Origin of the sequence: Roseicella aerolata, from assembly GCF_020523605.1 — a bacterium.
Lineage (GTDB): Bacteria > Pseudomonadota > Alphaproteobacteria > Acetobacterales > Acetobacteraceae > Paracraurococcus > Paracraurococcus aerolatus.
Genome location: NZ_JAJAQI010000004.1, coordinates 101,889 through 123,579, shown reverse-complemented (window position 1 = coordinate 123,579; position 21,691 = coordinate 101,889). Strand labels below are relative to the sequence as shown.

General features: G+C 70.6%; 17 protein-coding genes. 8 read left to right on the top strand and 9 right to left on the bottom strand.

The window, feature by feature from the left end; translation table 11 throughout:
• Positions 1–117 precede the first annotated feature (117 nt).
• Positions 118–2,439, top strand: a complete 2,322-nt coding sequence (locus tag LHA35_RS04200; protein WP_226604904.1) for a xanthine dehydrogenase family protein molybdopterin-binding subunit — start codon at positions 118–120, stop codon at positions 2,437–2,439.
• A gap of 48 nt (positions 2,440–2,487) precedes the next feature.
• Positions 2,488–3,624, top strand: a complete 1,137-nt coding sequence (locus tag LHA35_RS04195) for a 2-methylaconitate cis-trans isomerase PrpF family protein (protein WP_226604902.1) — start codon at positions 2,488–2,490, stop codon at positions 3,622–3,624.
• 13 nt (positions 3,625–3,637) lie between these two features.
• Here LHA35_RS04195 and LHA35_RS04190 read toward each other — a convergent pair whose 3' ends face one another.
• From LHA35_RS04190 to LHA35_RS04180, 3 genes are all read right to left on the bottom strand, one after another.
• Positions 3,638–4,213: a hypothetical protein gene (locus tag LHA35_RS04190; protein ID WP_226604901.1), complete on the bottom strand. Its 576-nt coding sequence runs from the start codon at positions 4,211–4,213 to the stop codon at positions 3,638–3,640.
• Positions 4,214–4,450: 237 nt separating this feature from the next.
• Entirely contained in the window at positions 4,451–7,945 is a 3,495-nt protein-coding gene (metH, locus tag LHA35_RS04185; RefSeq protein WP_226604899.1) for a methionine synthase, read from the bottom strand.
• Between the two features lie 16 nt (positions 7,946–7,961).
• Complete coding sequence (locus LHA35_RS04180; RefSeq protein ID WP_226604896.1) at positions 7,962–8,918, bottom strand: ArsR/SmtB family transcription factor; 957 nt, start codon at positions 8,916–8,918, stop codon at positions 7,962–7,964.
• 60 nt (positions 8,919–8,978) lie between these two features.
• On the opposite strand from LHA35_RS04180, the gene LHA35_RS04175 reads away from it, so the two are divergent.
• Entirely contained in the window at positions 8,979–9,359 is a 381-nt protein-coding gene (locus tag LHA35_RS04175) for a hypothetical protein (RefSeq protein WP_226604893.1), read from the top strand.
• 3 nt (positions 9,360–9,362) lie between these two features.
• Here LHA35_RS04175 and fghA read toward each other — a convergent pair whose 3' ends face one another.
• From fghA to LHA35_RS04155, 4 genes are all read right to left on the bottom strand, one after another.
• Positions 9,363–10,214 (bottom strand): S-formylglutathione hydrolase, encoded by an 852-nt coding sequence (gene fghA, locus LHA35_RS04170; RefSeq protein ID WP_226604890.1) that lies wholly within the window; start codon positions 10,212–10,214, stop codon positions 9,363–9,365.
• A gap of 2 nt (positions 10,215–10,216) precedes the next feature.
• Positions 10,217–11,344, bottom strand: a complete 1,128-nt coding sequence (locus LHA35_RS04165) for an S-(hydroxymethyl)glutathione dehydrogenase/class III alcohol dehydrogenase (RefSeq protein WP_226604887.1) — start codon at positions 11,342–11,344, stop codon at positions 10,217–10,219.
• A gap of 248 nt (positions 11,345–11,592) precedes the next feature.
• Positions 11,593–12,366, bottom strand: coding sequence for an SDR family oxidoreductase (locus tag LHA35_RS04160; RefSeq protein WP_226604884.1), 774 nt, complete (start codon positions 12,364–12,366; stop codon positions 11,593–11,595).
• A 183-nt stretch (positions 12,367–12,549) separates the two neighbouring features.
• Complete coding sequence (locus tag LHA35_RS04155; RefSeq protein ID WP_226604882.1) at positions 12,550–13,035, bottom strand: flavodoxin family protein; 486 nt, start codon at positions 13,033–13,035, stop codon at positions 12,550–12,552.
• Between the two features lie 336 nt (positions 13,036–13,371).
• On the opposite strand from LHA35_RS04155, the gene LHA35_RS04150 reads away from it, so the two are divergent.
• From LHA35_RS04150 to LHA35_RS04130, 5 genes are all read left to right on the top strand, one after another.
• Positions 13,372–13,938 carry a nucleoside 2-deoxyribosyltransferase gene (locus tag LHA35_RS04150; RefSeq protein WP_226604881.1) on the top strand — a complete coding sequence of 189 codons (567 nt, stop codon included), beginning with the start codon at positions 13,372–13,374 and terminating at the stop codon, positions 13,936–13,938.
• A 62-nt stretch (positions 13,939–14,000) separates the two neighbouring features.
• A complete protein-coding gene (locus LHA35_RS04145) occupies positions 14,001–15,242 on the top strand; it encodes an Hsp70 family protein (protein ID WP_226604879.1) in 1,242 nt (413 codons plus the stop codon).
• 69 nt (positions 15,243–15,311) lie between these two features.
• On the top strand, positions 15,312–15,596 hold the full coding sequence (locus LHA35_RS04140) for a DUF2171 domain-containing protein (RefSeq protein WP_226604877.1): 285 nt from the start codon (positions 15,312–15,314) through the stop codon (positions 15,594–15,596).
• Positions 15,597–16,033: 437 nt separating this feature from the next.
• Positions 16,034–16,672 (top strand): isochorismatase family protein, encoded by a 639-nt coding sequence (locus LHA35_RS04135; RefSeq protein ID WP_226604875.1) that lies wholly within the window; start codon positions 16,034–16,036, stop codon positions 16,670–16,672.
• Between the two features lies 1 nt (position 16,673).
• Positions 16,674–17,549, top strand: coding sequence for a polysaccharide deacetylase family protein (locus LHA35_RS04130; RefSeq protein ID WP_226604872.1), 876 nt, complete (start codon positions 16,674–16,676; stop codon positions 17,547–17,549).
• 197 nt (positions 17,550–17,746) lie between these two features.
• On the opposite strand, the gene LHA35_RS04125 is transcribed toward LHA35_RS04130, so the two are convergent.
• Together LHA35_RS04125 and LHA35_RS04120 are read right to left on the bottom strand one after the other, a co-directional pair.
• Positions 17,747–20,050 (bottom strand): molybdopterin guanine dinucleotide-containing S/N-oxide reductase, encoded by a 2,304-nt coding sequence (locus LHA35_RS04125; RefSeq protein ID WP_226604868.1) that lies wholly within the window; start codon positions 20,048–20,050, stop codon positions 17,747–17,749.
• A gap of 434 nt (positions 20,051–20,484) precedes the next feature.
• A complete protein-coding gene (locus LHA35_RS04120) occupies positions 20,485–21,666 on the bottom strand; it encodes a M24 family metallopeptidase (RefSeq protein WP_226604865.1) in 1,182 nt (393 codons plus the stop codon).
• Between the last annotated feature and the right edge of the window lie 25 nt (positions 21,667–21,691).

Here is a 21,691-nt window from a genome sequence, read left to right as displayed (position 1 = left end):
GGCCCGTTCCTCCTGCCCGTTTGTCCCTTTCCTCGCCCATTCCGGGCCGTTGCGCCACCCCCCTCGACAGGGCGGCGCCGGGCAGGTTTCTTCCCGAGGAAGCGAGGGGACGGGCGCATGGACAAGTTCGGGATCGGCCAGCCGGTGCGGCGCAAGGAGGATGTCCGGCTGCTGACGGGCCGTGGCACCTATACCGACGACATCGACCGCCCCGGCCAGGCGCATGCCTTCGTGCTGCGCTCCCCGCACGCCCATGCCCGCATCCTGTCCATGGACACCGCCGCCGCCAGGGCGGCGCCGGGTGTCGTGGCGGTGCTGACCGGGCATGACGCGGCCGCCGACGGGATCGGGCATTTCCCGGTGATGGTCGATGTGCCGGGCAAGGGCGGCACGAAGCTGTTCCCGACGCCGCGGCAGATCCTGCAGACCGAGAAGGTTCGCTTCGTGGGCGACCCGGTGGCGCTGGTGGTGGCCGAGACCCGCGCCCAGGCCCAGGATGCGGCCGAGCTTATCGAGATTGACTACGACATCCTGCCGAGCGTGACGGACACCGCCGGTGCGCTCAACCCCGGCGCGCCGGTGATCTGGCAGGAGAACGGCAGCAATCTATGCGTCCTCTGGGACAGCGGGCGGGAGGCCGAGACGGAGGCGGCCTTCGCCCGGGCCGCCAGGACCGTCTCGGTCGAGCTGGTGAACAACCGCCTGGTCGGCAATCCGATGGAGCCGCGCGTCGCCATCGGCGAATACGACCCGGCGACGGACAGCTACACACTGCATTCCCCGACCCAGGGCGTGATGCGGGTGCGGGACGGGCTGGCCAAGCTGATCCTGAAGGTGCCGGCGGAGAAGCTGCGCGTCATCTCCCCCGATGTCGGCGGCGGCTTCGGGCTGCGCGGCAAGGTGCATCCGGAATCCGGCATGGTGCTCTGGGCGGCGAAGCGCACGGGGCGGCCGGTGAAATGGACCAGCGGCCGCACCGAGACCTTCCTCTGCGACCCGCATGGCCGCGACCATGTGACCAGGGCGGAGATGGCCTTCGACGACACCGGCCGGACGCTTGGCGTGAAGATCCGGACCTTCGCCGCCATGGGCGCCTATCTGCAGGATTTCGGCCCGCGCGTGCCGACCGTGGCGGGCGGGCGCATCCTCGGCACGGTCTATGACATCCAGGCGCTGAACGCGCAGGTGAGCTGCGTCTTCACCAACACCTCCCCGACCGATGCCTATCGCGGCGCCGGCCGGCCGGAGCAGGCCTATGTGCTGGAACGGCTCTATGACCTTGGTGCCGCCGCCTTCGGCATCGGCCGCGACGAGATCCGCCGCCGCAACACCATCCGGCCGGAGCAGATCCCCTATACCAATGTGGTCGGCAACGCGATCGACAGCGGCCGCTTCGCCGAGACGATGGACAAGGCCCTGGCGCTGGCGGATTGGGCAGGCTTCCCGGCCCGCCGGGCGGAGGCGGCGCGGCGCGGCAGGCGGCGCGGCATCGGCCTCGGCTATTTCATCGAGGCCTCGGGCGGGCAGCCGAGCGAGTGGGCGCGGGTGCGGTTCGAGGAGGATGGGACCGTGGCGCTGACCGTCGGCACCTTCAGCCACGGCCAGGGGCATGAGACGGCCTTCGCGCAGATCCTGCACAGCAGGCTCGGCATCCCATTCGAGGCGGTGCGCTTCATCCAGGGCGACAGCGCCGTGCTGGCGGCGGGCAACGGCACCGGCGGCTCCCGCTCCTCCCAGATGGGCGGCGTCGCCATCGCCCGCGCCTCGGAGCTGGTGGTGGCCAAGGGCAAGCGGCTGGCGGCGCATCTGCTGGAAGCGGGCATCGACGACATCGAGTTCGAGGCCGGCACCTTCCGCGTGGCCGGTACCGACCTGACGGCGAACTGGGCGCAGGTGATCGAGCTGGCGAAGGCCCCGCCCGAGGGCGAGACGCCCGGCCTCGACGAGCAGCTGCTCTACACCCGCAGCACGGAATGCAACTTTCCGAATGGCTGCCACGTGGCGGAGGTGGAGATCGAGGAGGAGACCGGCCGGGTCGAGATCGTCCGCTACACCGCCGTGGACGATGTGGGCAATGTCATCAACCCCATGCTGGTGCACGGCCAGAGCCATGGCGGCATCATGGCCGGCATCGGCCAGGCGCTGCTGGAACACGCGGTGTATGATCTGGAGAGCGGCCAGCTCCTCTCCGCCAGCTTCCAGGACTACTGCATGCCGCGCGCTTCCGATGCGCCGGATTTCGACCTGGATTTCAACGTGGTGCCCTGCCCGAACAACGACCTGGGCGTGAAGGGCGCCGGCGAGGGTGGGGCCTGCGGCGCGCCGCCGGCCATCGTTTCGGCCATCTGCGACGCGCTCGGCATCGGGCATATCGATATGCCGGTGACGCCGGAGAAGGTCTGGCGGGTGCTGGCGGCGCAGGCCAGGAAGGCGGCATGACGTCGTGCCGGAGGCGCGCAACATGACGTCGTGCCGGAGGCGCGCAACATGACACAAGGTTTCATCCCCGCCGTCTTCATGCGCGGCGGCTCCTCCAAGGGCGTGTTCTTCCATGCGAAGGACCTGCCGGCGGAGCGGGCTGCCATCGACCCGATCCTGCTCGGCGTGCTCGGCAGCCCGGATCCCTATGGGCGGCAATTGGACGGGATGGGGGGCGGCATCTCCTCCCTCTCCAAGGCCGTGCTCATCGGGCCGCCGAGCCACCCGGAGGCGGATGTGGACTACACCTTCGCCCAGGTCTCGGTGGACCGGCCGGTGGTGGACTGGAAGGGCAATTGCGGCAACCTCTCCGCTGCGGTCGGCCACTTTGCGGTGGACGAAGGCCTGGTGCGGACCGGGGACGGGGAGGCGCTGGTCCGCATCCACCAGGTGAACACCCGGAAGCTCATCCATGCCCGCTTCCCGGTGCGGGAGGGCCGGGCGGAGGTGCGGGGCGATTTCGCCATCGCCGGCGTCGCCGGCACCGGCGCCCGCATCCGGCTGGACTTCCTCTCGCCCGGCGGGTCGCAATGCAAGGCGCTGCTGCCCACGGGTAACCCGGTGGATGTGCTGGAGATCCCGGGTTTCGGCCGGTTGCGCGCCAGCCTGGTGGATGCGGCCAACCCGGCCGTCTTCGTGGCGGCGAGCGATCTCGGCCTGTTGGGCGGCGAACTGCCTGAGGCCATGGAGGCCCGCCCCGACCTCCTGGCGCTGCTTGACCGCATCCGGCGGATCGCCGGCGTCGCCATGGGCCTGGCCGCGACGGAGGAGAGCGTCAGCCTCGCCAATCCGCGCGTCGCCCTGGTGGCCGGGCCGATGGCGGCGCGCACGCTGGACGGCGCAGTGCTGGACCCGGCCGGGCATGACGTGACGATCCGCATGCTGTCCATGGAACGGCCGCACCGTGCCGTGCCCATGACGGGCGCCATGGGCCTGGCCGTTGCCTGCCGGATCGAGGGCAGCATCCCGCACGGGCTGGCGCGCCGGGGCACGAAGCCGGAGGAGATTCGCGTCGCGCATCCCTCCGGCACGCTGACCGTCGGCGCGGAGGTGCGGCGGGACGGCCAGGGCTGGCACGCCGACAGCGCGGTGGTGTTCCGCACGGCGCGCCGGCTGATGCAGGGGCAGGTGGCAGTGCCGGGCTGAGCGGCCGCGGCTCTCAGGCCTGCAGGGCGAGTTCCACCGGCCAGCCGCGTTCCAGCCGCTTGCAGAGCCGGGCATAGGGCACGCCGGCCTTCTCCGCGGCCTCATGCAGCGTCATCTGCCGGCCGCGCCAGGCCACCAGCCGGCGCGGCACGCCGCGGCGTGGGACATCCGCCTGCCAGCAGGCATTGCCGGGCCCGAAGGCGCGTGAGGGATCGGGACGGGTGAGGCGATGGCGCGGCGAGGGCCGCGAGCCGACATCCTCCAGGAAGGCAGTGAAACCCTGCCCCTTGCCCGCCCGCCAGCGCCGGCAGACGCGCACGCCTTCCGACCGGTGGAGCAGGGCCTGCCAGGCCCAGTATTCCGGCGCCACCCGCCCGCCGGACCGCCCGCCATGGCGCAGCAGCCGGTCGCGAGCCACGGCGGTCCGGACACAGCCGCAACTGCGGGTCGTATGGTTCTTCAGGCGATCCTCGCGCACCTCGGTGAGGTTGCCGCAATCGCAGCGGCACACCCAGCGCCGGCGGGAGAAGCGGCCCCGCCACTCATAGGGCTCACCCTCATGCTCGACGCGGAGTTGGCCGACGCGCATGCCCGGCCGGATCGACGAGGCGCGGTCGCTGCCACGTGCCAGGGCGTATATCGCAGCCGCCCGCCCGGCCCCCTTTCGAGTGCGACTTGCCAAATCAGGTCTCCCCCGACGCGCCGGCCGAGGCCCTCATCAGGCCAGCCGGACCCCTCCCTCGGATATGCGATGCAGCAGGGGATAGCCTGACCGATTGTTTCGGTCAGGCCAATCACGCTTTCTGGAGCCCTCGTTTTCGGATGATCAAACCGAGAAATATTTCGCTTTCGGATGATGCAGGACGATGGCGCTGGTCGATTGCTCCGGATGGAGCTGCCATTCGTCGCTGATCGAGACACCGATGCGATCCGCGCCCAGCAGCCGCAGCAGCGGCTCCTGGTCCTCCAGACGCGGGCAGGCGGGGTAGCCGAAGCTGTAGCGGCCGCCGCGGTAGCCCTGGCTCAGCATCTTCTCCATGTCGCGGTCGTCGTGCTGCGCGAAGCCCCATTCGGCGCGGATGCGCTTGTGCACGTATTCCGCCATCGCCTCCGCCATCTCGACCGAAAGGCCGTGCAGGTAGAGGTAATCCTGGTAGCGGTTGTCCTCGAACCACTCCCGCGCCATGTCGCTGGCCTTCTGGCCGACTGTCACCACCTGCAGGCCGATGACGTCGCGCGCGGCCGGCCCGTCCTCGATGTCGCGGACGAAGTCGGCGATGCACTCGCCATCCTGCTTCGGCTGGCGCGGCAGGGTGAAGCGGCAGGCTTCGGTCACGCCATCCTGCTCGAACAGGATCAGGTCATTGCCCTGGCCGGCACATTTCCAGTAGCCGTAGATCGCCTGCGGACGGAGGATCCCCTGCGCCTCGGTCAGTGCCAGCATGCGCTTCAGCACCGGGCGCAGTTCCTGCTTCGCCCAGCCGAGGAAATCCTCCAGGCTGCGGCCCTGCTTCCGGAAGCCCCACTGGAATTGGTAGAGGCTGCGCTCGTTGATGAAGGGCACCACGGCTTTCGGCGCTGCCTCGATCACCCGCGCTCCCCAGAAGGGCGGGTCGGGGATCGGCTCGCCTTCCGTCACGCGCCGCCGCCGGCCTTGGGCGTAGTTCACGTCCACCGGGGCGAAGCCGCGCGGGTCGGCGGTGCCGAGCGTGCGGCTCTCGTTCCGCGCCTTGCCCTTCCGCTTCTGCTGCACGGCGGCGAGGTAGTCGTCGAAGCCGTTGCCCGTCACCTTGTCCATCAGGTGCAGGCCGTCGAAGGCGTCCCGCGCATAGGCGACCCGGCCGGAGGCATAGGCGCGGACGCAGTCGTCCTCCACGTAGTTGCGGGTCAGCGCGGCGCCGCCGAGCAGCACCGGTACGTCGAGGCCGATGCGCGACATCTCCTCGAGGTTCTCGCGCATCACCACGGTGGACTTCACCAGGAGACCGGACATGCCGATGGCATGCGCCCTGTGTTCCTTGACCGCCGCCACCATATCGGCCAGCGGCACCTTGATGCCGAGGTTGACCACCCGGTAGCCGTTGTTGGTCAGGATGATGTCCACCAGGTTCTTGCCGATATCGTGCACATCGCCCTTCACGGTCGCCAGCACGATGGTGCCCTTCTCCTGCCCCTCGATCTTCTCCATGAAGGGCTCGAGATAGGCGACGGCGGCCTTCATCGTCTCCGCGCTCTGCAGCACGAAGGGAAGCTGCATCTTGCCCGCGCCGAAGAGCTCGCCCACCACCTTCATCCCGTCCAGCAGGATGTCGTTGATGATCGAGAGCGGCGCGATGCCCTTGTCGAGCGCGTCCTGCAACTCCTCGTTCAGCCCCTTGCGGTCGCCGTCCACGATCCGGTCCTTGAGGCGCCCCTCGACCGTCTCCGCCTTCTTCTTGGCGGCCGTGTCGGCGGCCTTGCGGCCGGCGAACAGCTCCAGCAGGCGCTGGAGTGGGTCGTAGCCCTCCCGCCGCCGGTCGAAGATCAGGTCCTCGGCGACCTGCACCTCCTCGGCCGGAATCTGGTGCAGCGGCTTGATCTTGGAGACATGGACGATCGCGCCCGTCATGCCGGCCTTCACGGCATGGTCCAGGAAGACACTGTTCAGCACGTGGCGTGCGGCGGGATTAAGGCCGAAGCTGATATTGGACAGGCCGAGGATGATCTGGATGTCCGGGAATTCGTCCCGGATCATCCGGATGCCCTCCAGCGTCCAGAGGCCGAGCTTGCGGTCGTCCTCATTGCCGGTGGCGATGGTGAAGGTCAGCGGGTCGATCAGCAGGTCGGACTGCGGCAGGCCGTGCCTGTTGCAGGCGAAGTCCACCAGCCGGCGGGCGATCCGAAGCTTGTCCTCGGCGGTCTTCGCCATGCCCACCTCGTCGATGGTCAGGGCGATGACGGCGGCTCCGAACTTCTTGGCCAGCACCATGCGGTCATGCGCATGACCCTCGCCATCCTCGAAATTGATCGAGTTGATGATGGGCTTGCCGCCATGCAGCTTGAGGGCGGCCTCGATCACCGGCGTCTCGGTGGAATCGATCACCAGCGGCGCGTTGACCGAGGAAGTGAACCGCTTCACCACCTCGTTCATCTCGGCCATCTCGTCGCGGCCGACGAAAGCGGTGCAGATATCGAGGCTGTTCGACCCCTCCCCCACCTGCTCGCGGCCCATGGCGACGCAGCCATCCCAGTCATGCGCCGCCTGCCGTTCCCGCCAGGCCTTGGAGCCATTGGCGTTGCAGCGCTCGCCGATGGAAAAATAGGCGTTCTCCTGCCGCAGCGATACGGCGCCGTAGAGGGAGGCGACGGAGGGCACCCAGTGGTACTTCCGCGCCACAGGGGCGGGGCGCCATTCGCCGTGCCTCCGCAGCATGGCGTCCAGCGCGGCGATGTGGGGCGTCGAGGTGCCGCAGCAGCCGCCGATCAGGTTCACCCCGTCCTCGCGGACGAAGCGCTCCATCCACACCGCCATCTCCTCGGCGCCGAGGGGGTAGTGGGTCCTGCCGTCCACCAGTTCCGGCAGGCCGGCATTGGGCTGCACGCTGATCAGGCCCGGCCAGTTCTGGCTGAGCCACCTCACATGCTCCGCCATCTCCTGTGGGCCGGTCGCGCAGTTGAGGCCGATCAGCGGCACGTCCAGCGCATGCACCACGGTGGAGGCCGCGGCGATGTCGGGGCCAACCAGCAGCGTGCCGGTGGTCTCCACCGTCACCTGGACGAAGATGGGGATGTCCCTGCCGCTCGCCCTGATCGCCGCCTTGGCGGCATTGACCGCCGCCTTGATGAACAGCGTGTCCTGGTTGGTCTCGGTCAGCAGCGCATCCACGCCGCCGGCGATCAGGCCGCGGCACTGCTCCTCCAGCGCCGCCTGCAGCTCGTCATAGGCGATGTGCCCGAGCGACGGCAGCTTGGTGCCCGGGCCGATATCGCCGATCACCCAGCGGTCGCGGCCATCGGCGAAGCTCTCGGCGGCCTCCCGCGCCAGCTCGCCCGAGAGCCGGTTGATCTCGAAGGCCCGCCCCTCCAGCTCGAACTCGCCCAGCGTGACCGGGCTGCCGCCGAAGCTGTTGGTCAGCACCATGTCGGCGCCGGCCTCGTAGTAGCCGCGGTGGATCTCCCGCACCAGGTCGGGGCGGGAGAGGTTCAGCACCTCGGTGCAGTTCTCCTTCCCCCAGTAGTCCTTGTCGATGTCGAGGGTCAGCGCCTGCACGCGGCTGCCCATGCCGCCATCGCAGAGGAGGACACGGTCGCGGAGGACGTCGAGCAGATGGGGACGGGCCATGGAAAGGGCTTCCGTGTCAGAAGGTCAGGGCGGGGGCGGCAGGCGGGGCGACCAGGCCGGGCAGGCGCCTGGCCGGCCAGAGCCGGACGGCGAGCGGGCCGGGGACGGCCACCGGCGGCAGCGCCGCGCAGCCCGCCGAGCCGAGCCAGCCGGCGATCGCCGCATCGTCGAAGCCTGGCCAGCGATGGGCATGGCGCTCCAGCAGTTCGCCCCGCTCATGCGGCGCGAGGTCGATGACCACCAGCAGCCCCTCCGGCCGCAGCACGCGGGCGGCCTCGGCCAGCGCCGCGGCCGGCTCCTCGGCATAGTGCAGCACCATCTGCAGGGCGGCGACGTCGAAGGCGGCATCCGGCAGCGGCAGGCGGTACATGTCGGCCTGCCGCACCGCGCAGCGGCCGGCGAGGCCCCGCTCCGCCAGCCGGGCGCGGGCCAGTGCCAGCATCTCCCGGCTGGCATCGATGCCCAGGGCCCGCTCGGCCCGCTCCGCCACCACCTCCAGCAGCCGTCCCGTGCCGGTGCCGATATCGAGGAAGCGCTCGATGGCAGGCGGCAGCAGGCCGAGCAGCGCCTGCTCGATCGCCTCGGCGGGCAGCGCCAGGGCGCGGATCTCGTCCCAATCGGCGCCATCGCGGCGAAAGGCGTCGGAGGCCTCGCGCGCCCGCTCGGCGGCCAGCCGCACGGCGGCGCGGCGATCGGCGGCCAGCAGCGGGTCGTCCTCCGGCAGGCGGGCCAGCAGCATGCGTGCCAGTTCTGCCCCGGGCGGCAGCTGGAAATAGGCATTGGCGCCTTCCGGCACCCGCTCCAGCAACCCGGCCTCGACCAGCAGCTTGAGGTGGCGGGATAGCCGCGGCTGGGACTGGCCCAGCACCTCGCAGAGATCGGTCACGCAGAAGGCCCCGCGGGCGCAGAGCGCCAGCAGGCGAAGGCGGGTCGGCTCGGCGGCGGCGCGCAGCTGGGCCAGGAATTTGTCCATGGCACTCGCAATGACATAAAGATATCCTTATGTCCAGCATCCTCAACGGAGACTGAACGCTTGGCCTGGAGCCTGGATGCCCGGATCCCGCTGCTGGTGGCGGATGGGGAGGCGGCGCTGGCCGCGGCGCTGGCCGCGGCGCTGGCCGCGGGCCCCAAGGCCGCGGTGCTGGCCGAGGCGCCGCCCCCGCCCCTGCCCATGGGCGCGGTGGCCCTGGCGAGCTTCGATCCTTATCTGCCGCATGCCGCGGCCTGCACCTGCTGCGGCGGACGATCGCCGGCCGCAGCGGCGTTGGACCGGCTGTTCCAGGCGCGCGTGCGCAACCAGTGCCCCTGGTTCGAGCGGGTGGTGGCCCTGGCGGAAACGGCGGAAGCGCGGGCGGCCATCGCCGCGGCGCTCACGCAAGATGCAGTGACGGCGGCGCGCTTCCGCGCCGCCTGAAGGTCAGGCCAAGCCCAGCCGGGCGGCCTGCCAGCGCAGATGGTCCTCAATGAAGGTGGCGATGAAGAAATAGGAGTGGTCGTAGCCCTCCTGCCGCCGCAGCGTCAGCGGGATGCCGGCCTTGCCGCAGGCCTCCTCCAGCAGCTCGGGCTTGAGCTGGTTCGCCATGAACCCGTCCGCCATCCCCTGGTCCACCAGCAGATCGGGCAGCCGCGCCCCGTCCTCGATCAGCGCCGTCGCGTCATACTCCCGCCAGGCCGCACGGTCCGAGCCAAGATAGCCGCCGAGCGCCTTCTCCCCCCAGGGGCAGCGTATGGGAGAGGCGATCGGCGCGAAGGCCGAGACCGCGGCGAAGCGGCCCGGGTTGCGCAGCGCGATGGTCAGCGCGCCATGACCACCCATGGAATGGCCCATGATACCCTGCCTTCCCATTTCCGCCGGCAGCTCGGACGCCACCAGCGCCGGCAGCTCCCGCTCGATGTAGCTCCGCATGCGGTAGTGCCGCGCCCAAGGGTCCTGCGCCGCGTCCACATAGAAGCCGGCACCCAGGCCGAAATCCCAGGCGCCCTGCGGGTCGTCCGGCACGCCCTCCCCGCGCGGCGAGGTGTCGGGCGCCACCAGCAGTAGGCCGAGTTCGGCCGCGACGCGCTGCGCCCCGGCCTTCACGGTGAAGTTCTCCTCCGTGCAGGTGAGGCCGGAGAGGAACCACACCACCGGCACTCTGCGCCCCGCTATCGCCTGGGGCGGGAGGAAAGCGGCGAAGCGCATCTCCGTCCCCGTCTCCGCCGAGCGGTGGCGCAGCACGCGCTGCTCCCCGCCGAAGCAGCGCACCCTGGAGACGGTCTCGGCCGCCATGCTCAGAACACCACGACGGAGCGGATCGACTTGCCCTCATGCATCAGGTCGAAGGCATCGTTGATCTTCTCGAGCGGCATGGTGTGGGTGATCAGGTCATCGATATTGATCTTCCCCTCCATGTACCAGTCGACGATCTTCGGCACGTCGGTCCGCCCGCGTGCGCCGCCGAAGGCCGAGCCCTTCCAGACCCGCCCCGTGACGAGTTGGAAGGGCCGCGTGGCAATCTCGGCGCCGGCCGGCGCCACGCCGATGATGATGCTCTCGCCCCAGCCGCGATGGCAGCATTCCAGCGCCTGGCGCATGACGTTGACATTGCCGGTGCAGTCGAAGGAGAAATCGGCACCGCCGCCGGTCAGGTCGACCAGCGCCTGCACCACCTTGTCGGTGCCGATCTCGTTCGGGTTGACGAAATGCGTCATGCCGAACTTCTTCGCCATTTCCTGCTTCGCCGGGTTGATATCGACGCCGATGATCCTGTCGGCGCCGACCATGCGGGCGCCCTGGATCACGTTCAGGCCGATGCCGCCGAGGCCGAAGACGACGACATTGGCGCCCGGCCAGACCTTCGCGGTGTAGATCACCGCGCCGATGCCCGTCGTCACACCGCAGCCGATGTAGCAGATCTTGTCGAAGGGCGCGTCCTCCCGCACCTTCGCCACCGCGATCTCCGGCAGCACGGTGAAGTTGGAGAAGGTGCTGCAGCCCATGTAGTGGAAGATCTGGTTGCCCTGGGGCTTGGTGGGCTCGCAGCGGAAGCGGCTGGTGCCGTCCGGCATCACGCCCTTGCCCTGGGTGGCGCGGATCGAGGTGCAGAGATTGCTGCGCTGGCTGAGGCAGGTTTTGCACTGCCGGCATTCCGGCGTGTAGAGCGGGATGACGTGGTCGCCCACCTTCACGCTGGTGACGCCCGCGCCGACCTCCCGCACGATCCCTGCGCCCTCATGGCCCAGGATGGCGGGGAAGAGGCCTTCGGAATCGAGCCCATCCAGGGTGTAGGCATCGGTGTGGCAGACGCCGGTCGCCATGACCTCGACCAGCACCTCGCCGGCCTTCGGGCCTTCGAGATCGACGGTCTCGATGGTCAGCGGCTTCTTCGCTTCCCAGGCGACCGCGGCGCGCGTCTTCATCCCTCTGCTCTCCCCTGCGTGCCTCACGGCGCAATGCTGCCGCGGCGAGCGGACCTGCCCGATGCATGTCCCTGGGCGCTGCATCGCCCGGTTCGCTGCGCAAGGCAACCATTCCACCGCGCCATGGTACCGCATCGCCGCTGCTTCGCCGCAACACCGCCGGGCCGCGGGGGTTCATCATCCGCTGCTGGTCATGGCCGGCAGAGCAGGCCCCTGCGCCGGGGTGTTCACCCCCGTCCGCGACTGCTCTACTCCGGCGCGTCGCCGTCCGATCCGAAGGCCATCCAGCCGCCATCCACCGGGACGGTGATGCCGCTGACATAGCTCGCCGCCGGCGAGGCCAGGAACCACGCCACCTCCGCGATCTCCTCCGGCCGCCCGAGCCGTCCCAGGGGCGCGCGCCGCCCGATCGCATCCGTGTCGATCTTCCCGTCTCGCTCCAGGGCTGCCACCAGATCGGTCCGGACATAGCCGGGCGCGATGGCGTTCACCCGGATGCCCCGCCGCCCCCATTCCGCCGCCAGCGTCCGGGTCAGCGCGATGATGCCGGCCTTGGCGGCGGCATAGCCGTTCCGCCGCGGCAGGCCGGTCAGCGCGGCAATCGAGGCCAGGTTGACGATCGCCCCCTGCCCGGCCGGCAGCATGGCCTTCGCCGCCTCGCGCGAGGCCACGAAGCTGCCTTTCAGGTGGATGTCGAGTTGCCGCATGAAGAGCTCGGCGGTCTGCTCCACCGTCGGCAGGAAGGTGTCGGCGATGCCGGCATTGTTGACGAGCACGTCCAGCCGCCCGCAGCTCTCCAGCACCCGCCCCACCGCAGCGACCACCTGCGGCTCGGCGGCGACGTCGCAGCCGAGGCCGAGATGCCCCTCCCCCAGCTCCCGCGCCCTTGCATCGGCCGCATCCGCCCGCAGGTCGGCGATCGCCACCCGGTGGCCGCCGGCCGCGAAGCGCCGCGCGATCGCCCAGCCGATGCCATCCGCCCCGCCGGTCACCAGCGTGACCGGGCTGCCCTGTGCCGCCATGGCGTTTCCTTCCCTTATGCTTCTGCCAGGCAGCTTCGCCTGGGACCGGGCGGGAGGAAAAGTCTCATGCCGATCGGCAGAGTTCCTGCCTGTCTGCGGGACAGTATCGTTTGCTGTGCGGAATCAGGGACCCGCTGGCGATGAGGACCGGCGCGCCCCTCAACCCGGCGGCGCCGGTTCTGTTCAGAAGATGCCCATGGCGAGGCCGGCCGCGAGCGCCGCGCCCAATTCCTCGCAGCGCCGCAGGTCCTCCGGGGGGATGGTTTTCGGCGCCAGGATCGCCCCCGGCGTCTGGGCATGGGTGCAGAGGATCAGCGGCGCCGCCACCTCCCGCAGCCGCCAGCCGGTGGCGATGCGCGCCATCTGCCGGGCGGCATTGGTCCCGTCGCTGCCGGCGCAGACCAGCAGGGCGTAGGGGCGGCCGTTCAACCGCTCCAGCACCGGGTAGTAGCAGCGATCGAAGAAGTCCTTCATGGGGCCGGAGATGGCCGCCAGGTTCTCCGGCGCGGCGAAGAGATAGCCATCGGCCGAGAGCAGGTCCTCCGGCCCTGCCTCCATGGCCGGCAGCAGCCGCAGCTCCGCCTCCGGCGCGGCGCCGCGTGCGGCGGCCTCCGCCATCTGCCGGGTGCCGCCGGTGCGGGAATGGAAGACGATCAGCAGCCTCTTCATGCGGTCCCGCGCCCGGTCAGGATGGACGGCAGAGATGGGGTGGTCGGGGCCGCGGTGCAGGCGTGATGGCGCCGGACAGCCGGAACCCGACCCTGGCCGGCGCGGTCGTCGGTCCCAGCACCGGCCCAATCGCGCGCCAGGCGGCGGCGCCCCTGCACCAGGATCGTGCCCCGGCCTGCACGCCCCCGGCCCTAGCCTGCCGCGGGGGGCGTGCTCCTCCCCCGCGGGCCGCCCCGCATCCGCCCGCCATGCCGATGAGGGAGGGGGCCCCGGCCGTCGCTTTCCCCCGACCGCTCCAGCCGCCATCCTGGCCGCCCCCAAGCGCGGATCCCGCCCATGCCCCTGCAGGCCTATCTCGCCGGCCCCGATGTCTTCCTGCCCGATGCCGCCGGCCATGCGCGCCGCAAGGTGGCGATCTGCGCCCGCCACGGCATCCTGGGCCGGCCGCCGCTGAACGAGGATGTCGCCTCCCTGGCCGCGATGCCGGAGGCGGAGGCCTGGCAGACCATCTTCCGCAAGGACCTGGCGATGATGGAGGAATGCGATCTCGTCATCGCCAACCTCACTCCCTTCCGCGGCGCCTCGGCCGATGCCGGCACGCTGGTGGAGCTCGGCTGGTTCCTCGGCCGCGGCAGGCCGATCTTCGGCTATTCCAACAGCGCCACGCCCTTCGCCGAGCGCAGCCGGCGCCAGGTCGCGGCGCAGCCGGACCCGATGCCCGGCCTCACGGTCGGCGGCTTCGGCCTGCCGGACAACCTGATGATCCCGGGCGCCGTGCTGGCCGGTGGCGGAGAGCCGATGGTGGTGCCGGAGGACGGGCGGGACCGCCCCTTCGACTCGCTGGAGTTCTTCGAGGCCTGCGTCGCCCGCGCGGCACGGCGGCTGGGGCTGGCGCCGGCCTGAGCGCTGGACAGGGGGCGCCGGGCCTGCTCCAAGCGCGCCCCCTCCCCTGTCCTGCGGTCCTCATGCGCCCTGCCATCGGTATCGATTTCGGCACCACCAACAGCGTGGTCGCCGCGCTCCGCCCCGATGGCGGCGTGATCACGCTCGACCATGCGGCGGGGGCGGTGTTCCGCTCCGTCCTCTGCCTCTGGCTGGAGAAGGGCGCGACGCGTCAGGCCGCCGGGCCGGCGGCGATCGAGGCCTATCTGGAGGACCCGCTGGCCAGCCGGCTTATCATGTCAATGAAGAGCTACCTGGCGCAGCGCAGCTTCCGCGAGACACGCATCCATGGCCGCAGCTGGACGCTGGAAGCGCTGGTGGCGGCCTTCCTGCGGGAGTTGCTGGGGCCCTTCGCCGAGGCGCTGGCCGGCACGCGCATCGTGGTCGGCCGGCCCGTGCGCTTCGCCGGCGAGACGGCGGAGGATGCCCATGGCGAGGAGCGGCTGCGCGCCGCCTTCGCCGCGGCCGGCCTGCCGGAGGTGACGGTGGCGCTGGAACCGGCGGCGGCCGGCCACCGCTTCGCCGCCGGGCTGGACCGGCCAGCGACCGTGCTGGTCGGCGACCTGGGCGGCGGCACCAGCGATTTCTCCGTGCTGCGCTTCGAGCCGGGACCGCCGCGGCGGGTCATCCCGCTCGGCCATGCCGGCCTCGGGATCGCCGGCGATGCGCTGGACTATCGGATCATCGACCAGGTGGTCTCGCCGCGCCTCGGCAAGGGGGACAGCTACCTGGTCTGGGGCAAGCCCATGCCGATCCCGGTCGGCTGGTATCTCTCCTTCGCGCGCTGGCACCAGCTCTCCCTCATGCGGGCGCCGAAGGTGATGGCCGACATCGCCGAGGTGGCGCGCACCGCCGAGCACCCGGAGCGGCTGCGCCATCTGGTCATGCTGGTGGAGGAGGAGGCGGGCTATGCGCTGTATCGCGCCGTCTCCGGCGTAAAGGCGGCGCTGTCGCGGGCCGAAAGCGCGGTGCTGGACTTCCGGCATGAGGAATTCACGGTCCAGGCCGAGATCACCCGCACCGAGTTCGAGAGGTGGATCGCCCCCGACCTCGCCCGCATGGGCGCGGCGGTGGATGCGGCGCTGGCGGATGCCGGGCTGGCGCCGGGCCAGGTGGATCGGGTCTTCCTCACCGGCGGCACCTCCCTGGTGCCAGCGGTGCGGCGGCTGTTCGAGCAGCGCTTCGCCCCCGGGCGCATCGCGGGCGGCGGCGAGTTCGTCTCGGTCGCCGAAGGGCTGGCGCTGATGGGCGCGGAGGCCGGCTGAGCGGGCGGCCCTGCATCCCTTCGCCGCCACGGCCGTTCTGTCCGGGACCAGCCACGGAGGAAATACGCCATGAGCGGCCATGCAGGGCAGGTGAAGGAGCATATGGAGGTCGTCGGCAGCGACGGCCGGCATGTCGGCACGGTGGACAAGCTGGAGGACGACCGGATCAAGCTGACCAAGGCCGACGACCCGGACGGCAGCGGCCAGCACCACCACTATATCCCGGTCAGCAGCATCGCCGCAGTCGAGGGCAACAGGGTGACGCTCTCCATGCCGGCGGACCGGGCGAAGGCGCAGGCGACGATCACGGGCGGTTCGGAGCCCTCCCACAAGCTGGGCGGCATGACGCGCTAGAGCAGATCGCGGAATGGCGTCAATGCCCAGAAGCCTGAATCTGCTTTACAGTCAATGACCTACAGCGGATCGCGTACGGAGTCATGCCGCGAAGCCGGCCCCGCGGCGTTGCGGCAGCCACGGAGGTCCCTCCGGAGCGGATCACCGCGGAGTGGAAGCGCCCGGAGGCGTGACCCTGCTCCCTCTGAGCAATGGCCTGGACCATCCTCAGGCTGCACAGCCGGCGTGAGGATGCTCAGGCGCATCCGGCAGGCACGGCGCGTCTCCCGGGCCCGGAGATGTCCCGGGGCAAGCCCGGAATGCCATGTGCCATGCGCGCCGCTCGGGCGGCACCGTGGCATACCGACGACCGGAGCCATGGCATGCATCGGCATGTCTGCCGGCCTGGGAAAGGCACGAGCCTTGCTCAATCCCGGGCCGACCAGACCGGAGGCGTCATGTCCGACATCTATGCCGAACGCGGCTATGGCAGCCGCCCCCTGGGCTTCGGAGCGAAGCCCGGCCTCGTCGTGGTGGATTTCCAGCGCGGCTTCACCGAGGCCGGCTTCCCCATGGGCGGCGCGCCGATGGTGGATGCCGCCGTCCGCAACACCCTGCCGCTCATCGAGGCCGCGAAGCGCGCCGGCCTGCCGGTGATCGCCTGTGTCAACGGCTATGACAGCCCGCGCGCCGCGCCGCACTGGAAGGTGGCGCCGGTCTTCGACCTGCTGAAGGACACGCCCGCGACCGAACTCGACCCGCGCATCGCCGCGGCAGGTCCGGATGTGGTGCTGATGAAATCCGCCCCTTCCATCTTCTTCGCCACGCCGGCGGCCGCGATCCTGACCAAGGAGCGGGTGGATACGGTGATCGTGACCGGCTGCATCACCTCCGGCTGCGTCCGGGCCAGCGTGATCGACGCCTTCTCCCTTGGGTTCCGCGTCATGGTGCCGCAGGATTGCGTCGGCGACCACGACCAGGCGGCGCACGCGCAGAACCTCAGGGATGTCGAGCGCCGCTATGCCGATGTGATCGACGGCGCCGCCGCCATCGCCGGGATCGAGCGCTGGCGGCGGGCGAACGACCGGGAGGGGTGACATGCCGAAAGAGATCCTCTGCGCCTTCAGCATCCATTGCGACGCCGTGGCCGGCTGGCTCGGCAGCTACATGGGGGAGGACAGCCCGGGCGACATCAGCCGCGGCGTCTTCGCGGCCGAGGTCGGGATGCCGCGAATCCTGCGGCTGTTCGAGCGCTTCGGGCTGAAGCAGTCCTGGTTCATCCCCGGCCACACCATCGAGAGCTTCCCCGAGCAGACCGACCTGGTGGCCAAGGCCGGGCATGAGATCGGCCTGCACGGCTACAGCCATGAGAACCCGCTGGCGCTGAGCCGCGCGCAGGAGGAAGCGATCTTCGACCGGTGCATCGGCCTGATCGAGAAGCACTGGGGTCGTCGGCCGGTGGGCTATGTGGCGCCGTGGTGGGAGGTGAGCGCGACCAGCATCGAGATCCTGGTCGAGCGCGGCATCGCCTATGACCACAGCCTGATGCACCATGACTGCCTGCCCTACTACGTCCGCACCGGCGATGCCTGGACGCCGATCGACTACTCCAAGCCGGCCGAGAGCTGGATGAAGCCCTTCAGCAAGGGCAAGGTGACGGAACTCGTCGAGATCCCGGCCTCCTGGTACCTCGATGACCTGCCGCCGATGATGTTCATCAAGAAATTCCCGAACAGCCACGGCTATGTCTCGCCGCACCAGCTCGAGCAGATCTGGCGCGACCATTTCGATTTCATCTACCGCGAGTACGACTATGCCGTGGTGCCGATGACCATTCACCCCGACGTCTCCGGCCGGCCGCAGGTGCTGCTGATGCTGGAGCGGCTGATCGCCCATATGCTGAAGCATCCGGGCGTGCGTTTCGTGACGCTGGAGGAGATGGCGGCGGATTTCCGCAGGCGGAGCCCGAAGTAGCGGAAGGGCGCATGACCGCCGGGACCATGGGTGGGCCACTCTGCCCGGGCAGCGCTTCCGGCATGCCTCGCGCCTCGGGCGGAGCGGGCCGGGCTGGGGCCCGGCCGTGACGGAAAAAGACCCGGCGGCGGGCGCCCCCAGTCCGTGGTGGCGGCGATCGGAGCGTGCCCCGCCGCCTGCCCCGCGCTGCCGCCGCGCTACTCCGCCGCCACCGCCCCGGGCGGGGTGAAGGCCCTGATCGGCGGCAGGTTGCCGGTGAAGCGCTCCACCTCCACCGTCGTGAGCTGCCCCGTGCAGCCCTGCGCCAGGCGCGAGGTGCCGATATCGCGCGTCAGCACATTCGGGTTGCCGTGCACACAGAGCGGCCGGTCCTCCGCCGGGTCCTCCGGATCGTACCAGGCGCCGGTCGGCAGGTTGACCACGCCGGGCATCACCTCCTCGGAGAGCTCAGCCGCGGCGAGGCAGGCGCCGCGCGCATTGAACAGCCGCACGATGTCGCCATCCGCGATGCCGCGCGCCGCGGCATCCGCGGGGTGGAGCCGCGCAACCTCCCGCCCCCGCCGCTTCATCTCCTGGCTGTGGCCGCCGAAATCGAGCTGGCTGTGCAGCCGCGTCGCCGGCTGGTTCGCCACCAGATGCAGCGGCGCGGCCGCCTCCGGCACGTCGCTCGGCGCCAGCCAGGCGGGATGGCCGGGGCAATCGGCATAGCCGAAGCCGGCGATGGTCGCGGAGAAGACCTCGATCCTGCCGCTCGGCGTCGGCAGGGGCACGCCCTCCGGGTCCTCGCGGAAGGCACGCAGCAGGCCGCCATCATCCGGGCCTTCCGGCAGGGTCAGGTATCCCGCCTTCCAGAAGACTTCGAATTCCGGCGCCTCAAAGCCCTTGGCACGCATATCCGCGGCCGTACGGTCATAGAGGTGGCGCAGCCAGTCCCGCGCGCTGCGGCCTTCGGTGAAGGCCTCCTCCCGGCCCAGCCGCGCCGCCAGCGCGGCGAAGATGGCGTAGTCGTCGCGCGCCTCGCCATAGGGCTCGGCCAGCTTGTGCATGGCGACCATCAACGGGTCGGTCTGGCTGCTGCCGATATCCTCCCGCTCCAGCGTCATCGTCACCGGCAGCACGATATCGGCATGGCGCGCCGTCGCGGTCCAGGCCGGTTCGTGCACCACCAGCGTCTCGACGCGCCGGAAGGCCTCGCGCAGCCGGTTCAGGTCCTGGTGGTGGTGGAAGGGATTGCCGCCGGCCCAGTAGACCAGGCCGATCTCCGGGTAGGTCAGGCGCTGGCCGTTGTACTCATAGGCCTCGCCGGGATGCTGCAGCATGTCGGCGATGCGCGCGACGGGGATGAAGGCGCCGACCCGGTTGCGCCCCTGCGACAGCGCGGCGGTCGAGACCAGGTTGGTCCGCCGCCCGGTATGCCCGAGCGCGCCGAGCGCATAGTGGTAGCCGCCGCCCGGCAGGCCGATCTGCCCCAGCATGGCGGCGAGGACGATGCCGGCCCAGACCGGCTGCTCGCCATGCTCGGCCCGCTGCAGGGAATGCGCGACGGTCACCAGCACGCGCCTGCCGACCAGCCGGTGGGCCAGGGCAGTGATCCGCTCCACCGGAATGCCGGTGATGGGGGCCGCCCAGGCGGCGTCCTTCGGCTGGCCGTCGCTGCGGCCCGTCAGGTAGTCCTCGAAGACCGGCCAGCCGGTGGTGTAGCGGTCGAGGAAGGCGCGATCGTGTTTTCCCGCCGCTGCCAGCGTATGCATCAGCGCCAGCATCAGCGCGGTGTCGGTATTCGGCGTGATGGGCAGCCATTCCGCCCGCGCCTCCTCCGGGCAGTCGTCCCGCAGGGGACCGACCAGGATGAATTCGCAGCCACGCTCCGCTGCCGCGCGCATCGAGTCGCGCTCGACATGGCGGGAGATGCCGCCGCCCGCCACCATGCTGTTCTTCAGCGCCAGGCCGCCGAAGGCCAGCACCAGGTCCGAATGCTGCGCCACCGCGTCCCAGGTCACGTTCCGGCGGCTGATATCCTCCATCGGCCCCAGCACATGCGGCAGCAGCACGCCGGAGGCACCGGCGGAGTAGCTGTTGACGCTGCGCACATAACCGCCGAGCGCGGTGTTCAGGAAGCGGTGCACCTGGCTCTGGGCATGGTGGAAGCGCCCGGCCGAGGACCAGCCATAGGAGCCGCCGAAGATCCGCTCCGCCCCGACGCGGCGCAGTTCCCCTGCCACCAGATCGAGGGCGCGGTCCCAGGAGACCGGCAGATACTCGTCCCGACCACGCCGTGGGTCGGCGCCCGGCCCCTGCTCCAGCCAGCCGCGGCGGATCATGGGGCGGGCGATGCGCGCCTCATGCCGCAGGGCGCGCGGGAAATTCTGCAGGATGCGGTTCGGGTCCGGGTCACCCGGATGCGGGCGCACCACCAGTTCCCCGTCCCGCCAGGCCGCCTCGAACACGCCCCAATGCGCGCTGTGCGGGCGGAATTCCGCCCTGCCGTCCGGACCCGTCATGCCATCGCCTCCCCTCGCCGCGTCGCGCGGAGCCTAGAGCAGATCGCGGGAGGCCGTGAACGACCGGGCGCGTGTATCTGCCCGAAGAACGAGAACCTGCAGCAGATTGGCATTCATTCCTGAACGCAACCCGCTGCAGGGCGGATCGCGGAGGGGCGTGGACGCCCCGGACCGCGCAACCATTCATCCGCAACGCCCCGCAGCGGATGGCCGTTCAGGATCGGGCGCAATCCGTTGCGGAGCACCTCCGCAAAGGAGGGAGCCCATATGGGGGGCGCGCAGCCGGCCTCTCCGGACACCGCGATGGCCTGGCGCAGGTCGCGGGCCGGCGTGAAGGTCGGGCGCCATCGCCCCCGATGCGCCGCGCCCTGCGGCGGGTTGGCACCTGCATCGCCCCTCCGCCGCCTCATCACGGGCCGGTAGTGGGCGCGGCCCTAGCGGAGGGCGGTGCCGCCGCGGTTCCAGCCACGGCCGGCATCGCCCAGGATCTCGTGGCCCTGCGGCCGGACCACCACCGTATCCTCCAGCTTGATGAAGCCGCGGCGGGGGTGCTGCAGCGTCGTCTCGATGGACAGCACCATATTGGCCTGCAACGGGCGCTCGGCATCCTCGGCGGCGTAGGGGATCGGGCCCGTCGCGGTCAGGTGCGGCACCTCATGGCTGACCAGCCCCATGCCATGGGCGAGGAACTCCATATGCCCGCGGTTCGGTGCATCGCGCAGCGCAGCGCCGGCGGCGTCATAGACCGCGCCGCCCGGGGCGCCGGCGCGCACGGCCCGGAAGGCCGCCTGCTGCACGGCATCCACCTCGGCCAGCAGGTCCCGCAGCTCGGCATCCGGCTCGCCCAGGATGCCCATCCGGCAGACATCGCCGATATAGCCCTGGTAATGCCCGCCGCTGTCGAGGGAGAGGATATCCCCCGCTTCCCAGCGCTGGTCGGAGGGGGCGCGGTTCAGGCTGGTACCGGCGGTGATCAGGCAATAGTCGAAGCCGAGGCCCCGCGCCGCCTCCTCCCGCCGCAGCGCCTCGACCAGCTCGCGCTTCGTCGTGCCGGGGCCGTGCCCGGCCATGACGGCCAGCATGGATTCGATGACCCGGTCGGAGGCGAGGCGGAGCTTGTCGATCTCCGCCTCGGTCTTCACCGCCCGCAGCCGCTCCAGCACCGGCAGGGCATCCGGCAGGGTGCTGTTCGGGAAGGCCTCGCGCAGCACCTCCAGCGCATCGGCCGGCAGGAAGGCGCGCTCGATGCCGATGCGGGGCGAGGCGATGCCGAGAGAGCGGAGATAGTCCACTGCATGCCGCATCGCATCGATGGAGGTGCCGGAGAGGTTCCGCACCTCCGGCACCCAGAGCGGCTCCACCGATTGCTGGGCCTTCTCCATCCGGTGGCCGACATAGCCGGCGCGGTCCGGCTGGCCCCGGACATAGGCCAGGACAGGGAGGTAGCGGCTCTGGCCGATGGCATCGGCATGTTCGAAGAAGTGGAAGCGATAGCCGCCGAGCAGGTATTGCACCGCGGGCTTGGAGGTGGCGAGCAGCACCTCCATGCCGGCCTCGTCCATCAGTCGGTCAAGCAGCGCGGCATCGAAGGGGATTGCCTGTGGCTGAGCCTGCATCGCCGTTCCTCCCTTGGGACATGCC

Coding starts and splice junctions, on each gene's coding strand:
- LHA35_RS04130 (WP_226604872.1), top strand. CDS start 16,674: ATGCCGAAAGAGATCCTCTGCGCCTTCAGCATCCATTGCGACGCCGTG.
- LHA35_RS04145 (WP_226604879.1), top strand. CDS start 14,001: ATGCGCCCTGCCATCGGTATCGATTTCGGCACCACCAACAGCGTGGTC.
- LHA35_RS04120 (WP_226604865.1), bottom strand. CDS start 21,666: ATGCAGGCTCAGCCACAGGCAATCCCCTTCGATGCCGCGCTGCTTGAC.
- LHA35_RS04165 (WP_226604887.1), bottom strand. CDS start 11,344: ATGAAGACGCGCGCCGCGGTCGCCTGGGAAGCGAAGAAGCCGCTGACC.
- LHA35_RS04180 (WP_226604896.1), bottom strand. CDS start 8,918: ATGGACAAATTCCTGGCCCAGCTGCGCGCCGCCGCCGAGCCGACCCGC.
- LHA35_RS04140 (WP_226604877.1), top strand. CDS start 15,312: ATGAGCGGCCATGCAGGGCAGGTGAAGGAGCATATGGAGGTCGTCGGC.
- fghA (WP_226604890.1), bottom strand. CDS start 10,214: ATGGCGGCCGAGACCGTCTCCAGGGTGCGCTGCTTCGGCGGGGAGCAG.
- LHA35_RS04200 (WP_226604904.1), top strand. CDS start 118: ATGGACAAGTTCGGGATCGGCCAGCCGGTGCGGCGCAAGGAGGATGTC.
- LHA35_RS04160 (WP_226604884.1), bottom strand. CDS start 12,366: ATGGCGGCACAGGGCAGCCCGGTCACGCTGGTGACCGGCGGGGCGGAT.
- LHA35_RS04155 (WP_226604882.1), bottom strand. CDS start 13,035: ATGAAGAGGCTGCTGATCGTCTTCCATTCCCGCACCGGCGGCACCCGG.
- LHA35_RS04190 (WP_226604901.1), bottom strand. CDS start 4,213: ATGCGCGTCGGCCAACTCCGCGTCGAGCATGAGGGTGAGCCCTATGAG.
- LHA35_RS04150 (WP_226604881.1), top strand. CDS start 13,372: ATGCCCCTGCAGGCCTATCTCGCCGGCCCCGATGTCTTCCTGCCCGAT.
- LHA35_RS04135 (WP_226604875.1), top strand. CDS start 16,034: ATGTCCGACATCTATGCCGAACGCGGCTATGGCAGCCGCCCCCTGGGC.
- LHA35_RS04125 (WP_226604868.1), bottom strand. CDS start 20,050: ATGACGGGTCCGGACGGCAGGGCGGAATTCCGCCCGCACAGCGCGCAT.
- LHA35_RS04195 (WP_226604902.1), top strand. CDS start 2,488: ATGACACAAGGTTTCATCCCCGCCGTCTTCATGCGCGGCGGCTCCTCC.
- metH (WP_226604899.1), bottom strand. CDS start 7,945: ATGGCCCGTCCCCATCTGCTCGACGTCCTCCGCGACCGTGTCCTCCTC.